This is a genomic window from Pseudomonas sp. NPDC089752 (assembly GCF_044748725.1).
Classification (GTDB): Bacteria; Pseudomonadota; Gammaproteobacteria; order Pseudomonadales; family Pseudomonadaceae; genus Aquipseudomonas.
This window is the reverse complement of sequence record NZ_JBIVGP010000018.1, coordinates 14,799-27,374: the sequence shown is the minus strand read 5'-3', so window position 1 is coordinate 27,374 and position 12,576 is coordinate 14,799. Positions and strand designations below refer to the sequence as shown.

Genomic DNA, 12,576 nt, shown 5'->3' with positions numbered 1-12,576 from the left:
ACTTATTTGTTTCTGGTAATTTTATCCCTGCCGACAATATCTCCCTCAGCCCGAGCCTTGCTTTGATCGGTAATAACCCCACCATTCTTTACACTACTCCTTGTGAATTTTAAGGTTACAGCGGCTCCGCCCGCCGCACCGGCTACAAAACTTACGATCTCGGACAGGTACTGCATAACTATATTCATGACCAAAGCTCCATCTTAGACATCAAAACGCCATCCTATACGCAAGCGCCTCCGAGGTACAGTTGGATCCACAGCGTTTGACCTCACACAGAGCGATTTTTGAGCTTTCATAGCCCTATAGCTAAGCGAGCATGCCTTGAATCTCTTTTCGGAGAATTATGGAAAGTGTCAAAAGGATAGAAATTGAGGTGTCCGACAAAAAACTAAAATTATAAGCTATTGAAATATATCGATTTATTCAGTTTTTTCGACTCCTGGTGCCGCATATGCAGTACTCAAAAGGCTCATCGAAAGGTGGACCTTTTGAGTACTGCGTTCCCCATCACCCCAGTCCTATAGATCATTCAGAGAAACCTTCACCCGCTGAGGATCGGCCATTCGCTCGCGAACGGTCGCAAGAGACTGGCATGAATAAGGCGCCAACACCGTTTCCTGTTCATACTCATAAACGCGATCAGTCACCATTTCGGCAAACCGTGCTGCGGTGTGGCTTTCGCTGTCTGCATGGGAGTAAAGCTCGTCAATCAAGGCCATGCGTGCCTGCAGCTCCTCATCATTCCTGATGGGATCACGATATGCCGACGCAAGGCACGCCGTGGAAACCTCTCGCCTCCCTGGACCTTCAAGAATGAGTGATACCTCAGCGATCAATGAGTCCAGTTCAGTTGATTGAATTTCTCCACGCTTCATACAGTTACCTCAAACCTAGCCACCTATCAGAGCCAGTATCTAACATCGCTTCCATATCCTCTGTCATAGCAAGCATGTGACAAAATGTATTTCATCCGCGAACCTCGAATTGCTCGAATAGCTGCCCAAGGTACTGCCACAGACCGGAGACCTCAGTCGGCGCCGGAGCCTGCCCCAGCTCCCTATCCAACACTCGCCCCACCCGCGCCAGCTGCACCACAAACCTCTTCACCCCCACCCCCGCCAACCTTTCCCCCAACCGCTGCACCCGCTGACAATCAAACAACCCCCAATGCACCGTAGTCCGGCACTCATACGCCACCCCACTCCCCAGCAACAAATCCAGACTCGCCCAATTCGCCCGCCCACTCCCGCGCACGCCGGTAATCAACTGGCAATCTTCCTCCAGCGCCTTGACGTCCATCCCCACCCAATCGCAATACGGCAGCACCCGGCTCAATGAACCTGGCCGAATGCCGGCGGTGTGCAGGCCGACCTTGAACCCGCGTTCCCGCACGGCGCGCATGGCGGCGGGCAGGGCCGGTTGCAGGGTGGCTTCGCCGCCGCTGAAGACGACGGCTTGCAGCAGGCCTTGGCGGCGGTCGAGGAGTTCGAGGACGTCGGTCCAGGGGAGGCCTGGGTCGGGGGTGGCGGGGATGAGTTCGGGGTTGTGGCAGTAGCGGCAGTGCCAGGCGCAGCCTTGGCAGAAGACTACGCAGGCGAGGTGGTCGGGGTAGTCGAGGGTGGTCAGGGGTTGCAGGCCGCCGATGCGCAGGGCGGTGGGGTGGGATTTGGGGTTTGGCACTGTCATGGGGGGCTCCTGTGCCTTGGGGATTTGTGCGTTTTTAATTGTGGGAGCGGGCTTGCCCCGCGAAGCAGACACCGCGCCGGATGGCACGGGCTTCGCCCGTGTTCGCGGGACAAGCCCGCTCCCACAGGGATCGCGCAGCTTGTAAAATTTTGAGCAAGACAGTTGCTCCCACAGATTCCCGTTTTAGCAGAGGGGGTCAGCGTTGCTCGCGGAAATGCAGGCGCTCGCGGTGCTCGGACTGTTTGCCGGGGTTGAAGGCGGCGACGGGGCGGTGGTAGCCCATCACGCGGGTCCATACTTCGCAGCGCTGGCGCCTGGCTTCAGGCAATGGCGGGTGTGCATTCATGGTCTCTCTCCTTTTCTGCGCTCAATAAAATTTCATCACAACGCGGGCAGAACTCGTGTTCGCCCGCCAGGTAGCCGTGCACCGGGCATATCGAAAACGTTGGGGTCACGGTCAGGTAGGGCAGCCGGAAGCGGCTCAGGGCCGTGCGTACCAGCTGCTTACAGGCTTGCGCGGAGCTGATGCGCTCGGCCATGTACAGGTGCAGTACGGTGCCGCCGGTGTATTTGCATTGCAGGGCATCCTGCAGTTCCAGCGCTTCGAAGGGGTCGTCGGTGAAGCCGACCGGCAGCTGCGAGGAGTTGGTGTAGTACGGCGCCTCAAGGGTGCCGGCCTGGAGGATGCCGGGGTAGTGTTTGCGGTCTTCGCGGGCGAAGCGGTAGGTGGTGCCTTCGGCGGGGGTGGCTTCGAGGTTGTAGAGGTGGCCGCTGCGTTCCTGGAACGTCACCAGGCGGGCGCGTACGTGGTCGAGCACGGCGAGGGCGAAGGCTCTGCCGGCTTCGGTGTGCAGGCCGTCGCGGTCGCCGGTGTAGTTGCGCAGCATCTCGTGCAGGCCGTTTACGCCGATGGTCGAGAAGTGATTGCGCAGGGTGCCGAGATAGCGACGGGTGTAGGGGAACAGGCCGTTGTCCATGTAGCGCTGGATCACTTCGCGCTTGTGCTCCAGGCTTTCGAAAGCAAGTTCCAGCAAGTCGTCCAGGCGTGCGTACAGCGCCTGCGGATCACCGGGATAGAGATAACCCAGGCGTGCGCAATTCAACGTGACCACACCGAGCGAACCAGTCTGCTCGGCCGAGCCGAACAGGCCGTTGCCGCGTTTGAGCAGCTCGCGCACATCCAGTTGCAGGCGGCAGCACATCGAGCGCACCTGGTTGGGCTGCATGTCGGAATTGAGGAAGTTCTGGAAGTACGGCAGGCCGTAGCGGGCGGTCATCTCGAACAGGCGCTGGGCGTTGTCGCTGTCCCAGGGGAAATCGTGGGTGATGTTGTAGGTCGGGATGGGGAAGGTGAACACCCGGCCCTTGGCGTCGCCGGCCATCATCACGTCGATGTAGGCGCGGTTGAGCAGGTCCATTTCCACCTGCAGTTCGCCGTAGGTGAAGGGCATTTCCTCGCCACCGATGACCGGCACCTGCTCGCGCAGGTCTTCCGGACAGACCCAATCGAAGGTGAGGTTGGTGAACGGGGTCTGGCTGCCCCAGCGGGACGGCACGTTGAGGTTGTAGATGAACTCCTGCACGGCTTGGCGCACCTGGGCGTAGGCCAGGTTGTCCTTGCGCACGTAGGGTGCGAGGTAGGTGTCGAACGAGCTGAAGGCTTGGGCGCCTGCCCATTCGTTCTGCAGCGTGCCGAGGAAATTGACCATCTGCCCGAGCGCGCTGCTCAGGTGTTTGGGCGGGCCTGCCTCGATGCGCCCGGGCACGCCGTTGAACCCTTCGTGCAGCAGGTTGCGCAGGGACCAGCCGGCACAATAGCCGGCGAGCATGTCGAGGTCGTGCAGGTGAATATCGCCCTGGCGATGCGCCTCGCCGATTTCGGCGCGGTAGATTTCGTCGAGCCAGTAGTTGGCGGTGACTTTGCCGGACACGTTGAGCACCAGGCCACCCAGCGAATAACCCTGGTTGGCGTTGGCCTGCACGCGCCAATCCTGACGTGACAGGTACTCGTTCATGGCCCCCGCCACGTCAATCGAGCGGCGCCCACGCAACCCGTCTTGCTCCCTCTCCATCTGGCCTCCAGAACACATCATCTAGTTATTGAAAAACATGCGAACACTATATGTTGTGTCTGATTTTGAAAAATGACCCATATCAAGTGTTTCAACCACCGCTGGCATTCATGAAGCGCAGCACCTGCACATCGGCATTGCCGAAGTCATGCCGGGCAGGTTTGCGCAGCAACGCTTGCTGCACGGCTTCGAGCAGCGGGGCGTCGTGCAACGGGTGGCGACGTAGCAGGCCACGCAGGTCCAGCGCATGCTCGTGGCCCAGGCACAGCAACAGGCGGCCTTCGGCGGTCATGCGGACGCGGTTGCAGGTGTCGCAGAAGTGCTGGCTGATGGGTGAAATGAAGCCGATTCGGGTATCAGGATGGCCGCTCACCCGCGCATATCGGGCGGGGCCGCCACTGTGTTCGGCGCTGTCGATCGGCGTGTAGCGGGAGGCGATGCGTTCGCGGACCCAGCTACTTGAGCAATAGCTTTCGTTGCGTGAGCGGCCGACGTCACCCAGGGGCATTTCTTCGATGAAGGTGATGTCCAGGCCATGGCTGATCGCGAAGTCGACCAACGCCGGGACTTCATCGGAATTGCGCCCGTGCATCACCACCGTGTTCAGCTTGATGGCGCTGAACCCTGCGTTGCGCGCAGCTTCGATGCCGTGCAGCACGCGGCCGAGTTCGCCGGTGCGGGTGATGGTGCGAAAGCGTTTCGGGTCGAGGGTATCGAGGCTGATGTTGAGGCGTTTGACGCCAGCGTCGGCCAGGGGGCGAGCGAGCTTTACCAGCTGCGAGCCGTTTGTTGTCATCACCAGTTCGCGCAGGCCGGGGAGCGCGGCGATACGCTGGCACAGGCCGACGATGCCGGGGCGTACCAGGGGCTCGCCGCCGGTGAGGCGGATCTTGCGCACGCCTTGGCTGACGAACAGGTGGGAGACGCGTTCGATTTCTTCCAGGGTGAGGACTTGTTGGCGCGGGAGGAATTGCATGGTTTCGGCCATGCAGTAGATGCAGCGGAAATCACAGCGATCGGTGATGGAGATGCGCAGGTAGTCGATGTTGCGGCCGCAGCCGTCTTGCAGTTTGGGGGTCATGGTGGAAATCCTTTCGGGCCCCTTCGCGGGCAAGCCCGCTCCCACAGGAATGTCACTCCCCTCAGGCGTGGCGCCGTACCTGTGGGAGCGGGCTTGCCCGCGAAGAGGCCCTCAAATGTTTTTACTGGACCAAGGGGCTTGCAGCGCCATCGAGCAAAATGCCGCGAATGTCAGCCTGGCCCACCAGGCTCTTCAGGTACTGCCCCACCGCCACCTGCCACACCCGTTGATCGAGCTCGGCGCGGATGGCTTCATGCACCACTTCGAACGGCAACGCCCTGCCCTCGATGCGCTGATCCACCCACACCAGATGCACGCCGTAGCGGCTTTCCAGTGGTTGCGCGGCCAACCCGAGCGGCAAGCGCAGCAACTGGCGCTCGAACTCCGGTACGGTCTGCCCCTGACTGATCTGCCCCAGCGCCCCGCCCTGCTCTTTCGACGGGCAACCGGAATGAGCAAGCGCCAGTTCGGCAAAGCGCGACCCGTCATCGGCCAGTTGCGCGATCAAGGCCACAGCCAGCTCCCGAGCCTGGCTGCGCCCTTCGGCATCCTCCGGTGCGCAAGCCAGCAGAATGTGCCGGGCCGCCAGCAACGGCGCGGTCGCGTAGCGCTCGCGGTTGCTGTCGAAGTAGTGCCGACAGATTTCGTCATCGGCGCCCGGCAGCGGCAGTTCACGTTCGATAAGCAGGCGGGTCAGTGCTTCTTCCTCGCTCTCCCCTTCGGTGCATTCTGCCTTCAGCCCCAGTTCAGCAACGCGCTGCTTCAGCAGCTCGCGCACCACCAGCGCCTGGCTGGCCAGGAACACCGCTTCCTCGCGGTGCTCGGCCGGGTGGTACTGCAACTCGCGGGCGATGGCATCACCCTCGATCTCCACCCCGTTGACGCTGATACGCGGCCACTGCTGCTCGCTGGTGGCGATCAGTGCCGCAGGTTCGTGACGCTGTGCGATAGCCATGGTCGAGCCTCCTGATCAGCCTTTTTGCCGAACGATCTGGTAGCGCCGGCCCAGGTACCACACCGGGGCGCTGACGAAGTGCACCAGGCGGGTGAACGGGAAAAGCACGAACAGGGTCAGGCCCAGCGCGACGTGCAGCTTGTACACCACACCGACCGGAGCGATGGCCTCGGCCGCCAGTTGCGGCTGCAGGGTGACGGTGTACTGCGCCCAGTCGGCCAGCATCACCATCACCGAGCCGTCCAGGTGCTGGGTGGAGGCGACGATGGTCATCAGGCCAAGCGACAGCTGCGCCAGCAGCACCACCAGGATCATGATGTCGGAGAAGCTCGAACTCGCCCGCACCCGCGGATTGAACACGCGCCGGTAGAGCAGCATGATCAGGCCGAAGAAGCACAGCACACCGAAGAACCCACCCGAGACCATGGCCAGCAGTTGCTTGTCGGCGGTGCCAATGAAGCGGTGATACACCACCTCCGGCGTCAGCAGGCCAACGAAGTGGCCCGCCAGGATGAACAGCACGCCGACGTGGAACAGGTTGCTGGCCACGCGCATGTAGCGCTGGTCGGCCGGGGTCTGGCTGAACAGCTGGCTGGAGCCGGCTTTCCAGCTGTACTGCGACAGGTCGAAACGCGCCCAGCTGCCGATCAGGCAGACCGCCAGGGCGATGTAGGGGTAGACCCCGAACATCAGCAAGTTGAAGTTAGACATTGTGCACCTCCCGAGCCGCCGCACCCGGCCCGCCCTGGTTGAAATCGACCCAGTGCAACGGCACCGGCACCTCTTCACGCGCCTTGCCCGGCGCCCGTGGCTGGCTGGGGCAACGCTCCTGCTGCTCGGCCTTGAGGAAATCCACGGCCTCCTCTTCCCAGACCTTGTCCAGCGCTTCGAGCGAGTCGTCGCGCACTTCTTCGGCTACCCGATCGCGGGCGACTTCCATGACCTGTTGCGGGTGCACCCCGGCGATCTGCAACAGCGCCCGCAGGCAGGCGGCGTAGCGGCTGTCGCGTTCCTCCAGGCGTGCGGCGAGCAGCGCCAGCAGGTGGGCCACGTCGGCCAGGCCCTCGCGGGCGCTCAGGTCGTCGCGGGTGGAGAGGTATTCGAGGTACAGCGGGATGTAGTCAGGCAGCTCGCGCACGCCGATGGCGAAACCCGCTTCCTCGTACTGAGCCATCAGGTCGACCATGGCCTGGCCACGATCACGCGACTCGCCATGCACGTGCTCGAACAGCAGCAACGAGAGCGCCCTTCCACGTTCGAACAGGCCGTCGTAGCGGGCCTGAATGTCCATGGGGTCGCCGCCTGCCAACTCATCGAGCAGGCCACGCAGGGCGGTGCGCTGCTCCGGGCTGATCTCGCGGGCGTCGTCGATGGCCTGGGCCAGTTCTGCCTGGGCCTGCCACAACGGCGCGTCGGGGTAGTCCAGCAACAGGGAAATCACTTTGAGAATTCGCATGTTCATTTCTCCCACAGCTGAACGGTTTTGAGCACATCGCGGCGGTTGGCTTTCTTCGCCCCGAACATGTTGGTGTCGGAGCTGCCGCCGCAACCGCTGCCGAAGCTGAAGCCACAGCCCGAGCGTTCGGCGAAGGCGTCGCTCATGGCCTCTTCGCGGTGCGCGGATGGCACCACGTAGCGGTCTTCGTAGTTGGCGATGGCCAGGTAGCGGTACATGTCCTCGCACTGGGCCTGGGTCAGGCCGACCGACTCCAGCACCGCGAGGTCAATGACACCATCGACCTGCTCGGCGCGCTTGTAGGCACGCATCGCCAGCAGGCGCTTGAGGGCCAGGCGCACGGGCTCTTCATCGCCTGCGGTCAGCATGTTGGCCAGGTAACGCACCGGAATGCGCAGGCTGTCGACGTCGGGCAGCACGCCATCCATGCTCACGCTGCCAGCGGCGGCGGCGTTCTGGATCGGCGACAGCGGCGGCACGTACCAGACCATCGGCAACGTGCGGTATTCAGGGTGCAGCGGTAGCGCCAGCTGCCAGTCGACGGCCATCTTGTACACCGGCGACTGCTGCGCGGCTTCGATCACCGAGCGCGGTACGCCATCTTTCAGCGCCTGTTCGATCACTTTCGGATCGTTCGGGTCGAGGAAGATTTCCAGCTGCTTGCGGTACAGGTCCTGCTCGCCCGCCGTGCTGGCCACCTCATGGATACGGTCGGCGTCGTACAGCAGCACGCCGAGGTAGCGAATGCGCCCCACGCACGTTTCCGAACACACAGTCGGCATGCCGGCCTCGATACGCGGGTAGCAGAAGATGCACTTCTCGGACTTGCCGCTCTTCCAGTTGAAGTAGATCTTCTTGTACGGGCAGCCGCTGATGCACATGCGCCAGCCGCGGCACTTTTCCTGGTCGATGAGGACGATGCCGTCCTCTTCGCGCTTGTAGATCGCCCCGCTTGGGCAGGACGCCGCGCATGCCGGGTTCAGGCAGTGCTCGCACAGGCGCGGCAGGTACATCATGAAGGTGTTTTCGTATTCACCGTAGATGTCGGCCTGCACCTGGTCGAAGTTCTTGTCCTTGCGCCGCTTGGCGAATTCGGTGCCGAGAATTTCTTCCCAGTTCGGGCCCCATTCGATCTTCTCCATGCGCTGCCCGGAGATCAGCGAGCGTGGCCGCGCCACCGGTTGGTGCTTGGCCTGCGGGGCGGTGTGCAGGTGCTGGTAATCGAAATCGAACGGCTCGTAGTAGTCGTCGATGGCCGGCAGGTCGGGGTTGGCGAAGATGTTCGCCAACACCCGGAACTTGCCGCCGATGCGCGGTTTGATCGAGCCGTCGCTGTTGCGTACCCAGCCGCCTTTCCATTTGTCCTGGTTCTCCCACTCTTTGGGGTAACCGATGCCCGGCTTGCTCTCGACGTTGTTGAACCAGGCGTACTCCATGCCTTCGCGGCTGGTCCAGACGTTCTTGCAGGTGATCGAGCAGGTGTGGCAGCCAATGCACTTGTCCAAATTCAGGACCATGCCGACTTGCGAACGAATCTTCATGGCTATCTCCTCAAATCTTGGTCGGCAGTGGCTGTGGCAGGGCATCGCCGCCCAGGCCACCGTGTTCAGGGCCATCGAGCCAGTCGACCTTGCTCATCTTGCGCACCACGACGAATTCGTCGCGGTTGCAGCCGACCGTGCCGTAGTAGTTGAAACCGTAGGCCTGCTGGGCATAGCCGCCGATCATGTGGGTGGGCTTGAGCACCACGCGGGTCACCGAGTTGTGGTGGCCGCCGCGGGTCTTGGTGGTCTCTGAGCCGGGCACGTTCACGATGCGTTCCTGGGCGTGGTACATCATCACCATGCCTTCCTTGACCCGCTGACTGACCACCGCGCGGGCCGTCAGCGCGCCGTTGGCGTTGAAGCATTCGATCCAGTCGTTGTCCTCGATGCCGACCTTCTTCGCGTCGATCTCGGACATCCACACGATTGGCCCGCCTCGGCTCAGGGTGAGCATGATCAGGTTGTCGCTGTAGGTGCTGTGAATGCCCCACTTCTGGTGCGGGGTGATCCAGTTGAGAGCGATTTCCGGGTTGCCGTTGGGCTTCTTGCCTTTGACATAGTCCACGGTGCGGGTGTTGATCGGCGGCCGGTAGCTTTGCAGCTGCTCACCGAAGGCCTGCATCCACGGGTGGTCCTGATAGAACTGCTGGCGGCCGGTGATGGTGCGCCACGGGATGTACTCGTGGACGTTGGTGTAGCCGGCGTTGTAGCTCACGTGCTCGTCTTCCAGGCCCGACCAGGTGGGGCTGGAGATGATCTTGCGCGGCTGCGCCTGGATGTCGCGGAAGCGGATCGCCTCGTGCTCTTTGGGCAGCGCCAGGTGGCTGTGGTCGCGGCCGGTGAATTCCGACAGCGCAGCCCAGGCCTTGACCGCCACATGGCCGTTGGTTTCCGGGGCCAGGCTGAGGATCACCTCGGCGGCGTCGATGGCCGATTCGATTTGCGGCCGGCCCTGGCTCACGCCTTCATCGCGCACGGTGTGGTTGAGTTCGCCAAGGAACGCCACTTCATGCTCGGTGTTCCAGTTGATGCCCTTGCCACCGTTGCCGAGCGTGTCGAGCAGCGGGCCGAGGGAGGTGAACTTCTTGTAGGTAGCCGGGTAATCGCGCTCGACCACGGTCATGTTCGGGCAGTTCAGGCCTGGCACCGGGGCGACGCCGGCGGTCTTCCAGTCGCTGCCGCCGAACGGCTGCGCCAGTTCGCCGGGGCTGTCGTGCAGCAGGGGCACGGTGACCAGGTCCTGTTCTACGCCCAACTGGCCTTCGCTCATGGCCGAGAAGGCCTTGGCGATGCCCTTGTAGATTTCCCAGTCCGAACGCGCTTCCCAGGCCGGGTCGATGGCGGCCGACAGCGGGTGGATGAAGGGGTGCATGTCCGAGGTGTTCATGTCGTCTTTTTCGTACCAGGTCGCGGTCGGCAGGACGATGTCGGAGTACATGCAGGTCGACGACATGCGGAAGTCCAGGGTGGTGACCAGGTCCAGCTTGCCGATGGCGCCCTCGTCCACCCACTCGGCTTCGTTGGGCTTGAAGCCGCCACGCTTGCCGAGGTCTTCGTTCATCACGCCGTTGCGGGTGCCGAGCAGGTACTTGAGCATGTACTCGTGGCCCTTGCCCGAACTGCCCAGCAGGTTGGAGCGCCAGATGAACATGTTGCGCGGGAAGTTGGCCGGGTTGTCCGGTTGTTCGCAGGCAAAACGCAGCGAGCCGTCCTGCAACGACTTGAGCACGTAGTCCTTGGCCGGCATGCCGGCAGCGGCGGCGTCACGGGTGATCTGCAGCGGGTTGCGGTTGAGCTGCGGGGCGCTGGGCAACCAGCCGGCGCGTTCGGCGCGGATGTTGTAGTCGAGCATGTGCTCGGGGTACTGCGACTTGTCGGCCAGCGGCGAGAGCACTTCGTGGATGCTCATCTTCTCGTGGCGCCATTGCGAGCTGTGGTTGTAGAAGAAGCTGGTGCCGTTCATCTGCCGTGGCGGGCGGCTCCAGTCCAGGCCGAAGGCCAGTGGCAGCCAGCCGCATTGCGGGCGCAGTTTTTCCTGGCCGACGTAGTGGGCCCAGCCGCCGCCGGTCTGGCCGACGCAACCGCAGAGCATGAGCATGTTGATCAGCCCGCGGTAGTTCATGTCCATGTGGTACCAGTGGTTCATCGCCGCACCGACGATGATCATGCTGCGGCCATGGGTCTTGTCGGCGTTGTCGGCGAATTCGCGGGCTACCTGAATGGCCTTCTCGCGGCTGACGCCGGTGATCAGCTCCTGCCAGGCCGGGGTCCCCGGCACCGTGGCGTCGTCATAGCTGCTGGCGACATTGGCGCCGCCCAGGCCACGGTCGATGCCGAGGTTGGCGGCCATCAGGTCGAACACCGTGGCGACCTTGATCTGGCGACCGTCCGCCAGGGTCAGGCTGCGCACCGGCACGCGGCGCAGTTGGATATCGTCGCCGGGGGCGGCGGCGAAATGTTCGTGGTATTGGCCGCCGAAATACGGGAAGGCCACGTCGACCGCTTCGCCATCGGCGAGCAGGCTCAGCCGCAGGTCGGTGTCACGGCCCTCGCCGCCCTCGCGGGCTTCGATGTTCCACTTGCCCTTCTCGCCCCAGCGGTAGCCAATCGAGCCCTGCGGCGAAACCAGGTCGGCGCTGATGTCGTCGACGGCGATGGTTTTCCACTCGGGGTTGTTTTCCTGACCGAGATTGTCGGCGAGGTCCGAGGCGCGCAGAAAGCGGTCGGCGCTGTAGCCTTCGCCGCGTTCTTCGAGCAGCACCAGCATCGGCATGTCGGTGAAGCGCTTGGCGTAGTCGCGGAAGTAGTCGCTCGGGGTGTCGAGGTGGAATTCCTTGAAGATCACATGGGCGAAGGCCTGAGCCAACGCGGCATCGGTGCCCTGCTTGGGGTTGAGCCAGAGGTCGGTGAGCTTGGCCACCTCGGCGTAGTCCGGGGTGATGGCCACGGTCTTGGTGCCCTTGTAGCGTACCTCGGTGAAGAAGTGCGCATCCGGTGTGCGGGTCTGCGGGACGTTGGAACCCCAGGCGATGATGTAGTTGGAGTTGTACCAGTCGGCCGACTCCGGCACGTCGGTCTGCTCGCCCCACACTTGCGGCGAAGCAGGCGGCAGGTCGCAGTACCAGTCATAGAACGACAGGCACACGCCGCCGATCAGCGACAGGTAACGGGCGCCCGCGGCGTAGCTGACCATCGACATGGCCGGGATCGGCGAGAAACCCACCACGCGGTCCGGGCCGTGCTCTTTGACGGTGTGCACGTTGGCCGCGGCGATGATCTCGTTGACCTCTTCCCAGCTCGAGCGCACGAAGCCGCCCATGCCGCGCTGGCTCTTGTACGACTCGGCCTTGACCGGGTCGCTGACGATACTGGCCCAGGCGTCCACTGGCGCCAGGGTCTGACGCGCTTCGCGCCACAATTTCAGCAACGGCTTGCGCACTTTCGGGTACTTCAGCCGGTTGGCGCTGTAGATGTACCAGCTGTAGCTGGCGCCGCGCGGGCAGCCACGGGGTTCGTGGTTGGGCAGGTCGTTGCGCGTGCGCGGATAGTCGGTCTGCTGGGTTTCCCAGGTGATCAGGCCGTTCTTCACGTAGATCTTCCAGGAGCACGACCCGGTGCAGTTCACCCCATGGGTGGAGCGCACGATCTTGTCGTACTGCCAGCGTGAGCGGTAGACGTTTTCCCAGTCGCGGGATTCCTTGCGGGTTTCGCCGTGGCCGTTGGCAAACTCACCTTGCTTGCGCTTGAAGAAGCGCATCTGGTCGAGTATGTGGCTCATG

10 protein-coding genes and 1 pseudogene are annotated in these 12,576 nt (G+C 62.8%); all 11 read right to left on the bottom strand.

What is annotated here, in order from left to right:
* Positions 1-2: 2 nt before the first annotated feature.
* Entirely contained in the window at positions 3-188 is a 186-nt protein-coding gene (locus tag ACIPZF_RS23300; RefSeq protein WP_400803741.1) for a hypothetical protein, read from the bottom strand.
* A gap of 333 nt (positions 189-521) precedes the next feature.
* On the bottom strand, positions 522-878 hold the full coding sequence (locus tag ACIPZF_RS23295; RefSeq protein ID WP_400803739.1) for a hypothetical protein: 357 nt from the start codon (positions 876-878) through the stop codon (positions 522-524).
* A gap of 91 nt (positions 879-969) precedes the next feature.
* Positions 970-1,689, bottom strand: a complete 720-nt coding sequence (locus tag ACIPZF_RS23290) for an anaerobic ribonucleoside-triphosphate reductase activating protein (protein WP_400803737.1) — start codon at positions 1,687-1,689, stop codon at positions 970-972.
* Between the two features lie 196 nt (positions 1,690-1,885).
* Positions 1,886-2,035: an anaerobic ribonucleoside-triphosphate reductase gene (nrdD, locus tag ACIPZF_RS23285; RefSeq protein WP_400803736.1), complete on the bottom strand. Its 150-nt coding sequence runs from the start codon at positions 2,033-2,035 to the stop codon at positions 1,886-1,888.
* A pseudogene (locus ACIPZF_RS23280) lies at positions 2,010-3,722 on the bottom strand (ribonucleoside triphosphate reductase); the annotation flags it as partial. The gene nrdD and the pseudogene ACIPZF_RS23280, both read right to left, overlap by 26 nt.
* Positions 3,723-3,852: 130 nt before the next feature.
* Complete coding sequence (moaA, locus tag ACIPZF_RS23275) at positions 3,853-4,842, bottom strand: GTP 3',8-cyclase MoaA (protein ID WP_400803734.1); 990 nt, start codon at positions 4,840-4,842, stop codon at positions 3,853-3,855.
* Between the two features lie 121 nt (positions 4,843-4,963).
* Positions 4,964-5,797 carry a peptidylprolyl isomerase gene (locus ACIPZF_RS23270; protein WP_400803732.1) on the bottom strand — a complete coding sequence of 278 codons (834 nt, stop codon included), beginning with the start codon at positions 5,795-5,797 and terminating at the stop codon, positions 4,964-4,966.
* Between the two features lie 15 nt (positions 5,798-5,812).
* A complete protein-coding gene (narI, locus tag ACIPZF_RS23265; protein WP_400803729.1) occupies positions 5,813-6,508 on the bottom strand; it encodes a respiratory nitrate reductase subunit gamma in 696 nt (231 codons plus the stop codon).
* Positions 6,501-7,253, bottom strand: a complete 753-nt coding sequence (gene narJ, locus ACIPZF_RS23260; protein WP_400803726.1) for a nitrate reductase molybdenum cofactor assembly chaperone — start codon at positions 7,251-7,253, stop codon at positions 6,501-6,503. The genes narI and narJ overlap by 8 nt, the downstream gene beginning before the upstream one ends.
* 2 nt (positions 7,254-7,255) lie before the next feature.
* Entirely contained in the window at positions 7,256-8,794 is a 1,539-nt protein-coding gene (gene narH / locus ACIPZF_RS23255; RefSeq protein ID WP_400803724.1) for a nitrate reductase subunit beta, read from the bottom strand.
* A gap of 10 nt (positions 8,795-8,804) precedes the next feature.
* Positions 8,805-12,575: a nitrate reductase subunit alpha gene (locus tag ACIPZF_RS23250; RefSeq protein WP_400803721.1), complete on the bottom strand. Its 3,771-nt coding sequence runs from the start codon at positions 12,573-12,575 to the stop codon at positions 8,805-8,807.
* Position 12,576: the final 1 nt, after the last annotated feature.

What these genes read in the sequence shown, in the direction of transcription:
- ACIPZF_RS23300 (WP_400803741.1), bottom strand. Translation starts at nt 188, where the DNA reads ATGAATATAGTTATGCAGTACCTGTCCGAGATCGTAAGTTTTGTAGCC.
- ACIPZF_RS23295 (WP_400803739.1), bottom strand. Translation starts at nt 878, where the DNA reads ATGAAGCGTGGAGAAATTCAATCAACTGAACTGGACTCATTGATCGCT.
- ACIPZF_RS23290 (WP_400803737.1), bottom strand. Translation starts at nt 1,689, where the DNA reads ATGACAGTGCCAAACCCCAAATCCCACCCCACCGCCCTGCGCATCGGC.
- nrdD (WP_400803736.1), bottom strand. Translation starts at nt 2,035, where the DNA reads ATGAATGCACACCCGCCATTGCCTGAAGCCAGGCGCCAGCGCTGCGAA.
- moaA (WP_400803734.1), bottom strand. Translation starts at nt 4,842, where the DNA reads ATGACCCCCAAACTGCAAGACGGCTGCGGCCGCAACATCGACTACCTG.
- ACIPZF_RS23270 (WP_400803732.1), bottom strand. Translation starts at nt 5,797, where the DNA reads ATGGCTATCGCACAGCGTCACGAACCTGCGGCACTGATCGCCACCAGC.
- narI (WP_400803729.1), bottom strand. Translation starts at nt 6,508, where the DNA reads ATGTCTAACTTCAACTTGCTGATGTTCGGGGTCTACCCCTACATCGCC.
- narJ (WP_400803726.1), bottom strand. Translation starts at nt 7,253, where the DNA reads ATGCGAATTCTCAAAGTGATTTCCCTGTTGCTGGACTACCCCGACGCG.
- narH (WP_400803724.1), bottom strand. Translation starts at nt 8,794, where the DNA reads ATGAAGATTCGTTCGCAAGTCGGCATGGTCCTGAATTTGGACAAGTGC.
- ACIPZF_RS23250 (WP_400803721.1), bottom strand. Translation starts at nt 12,575, where the DNA reads ATGAGCCACATACTCGACCAGATGCGCTTCTTCAAGCGCAAGCAAGGT.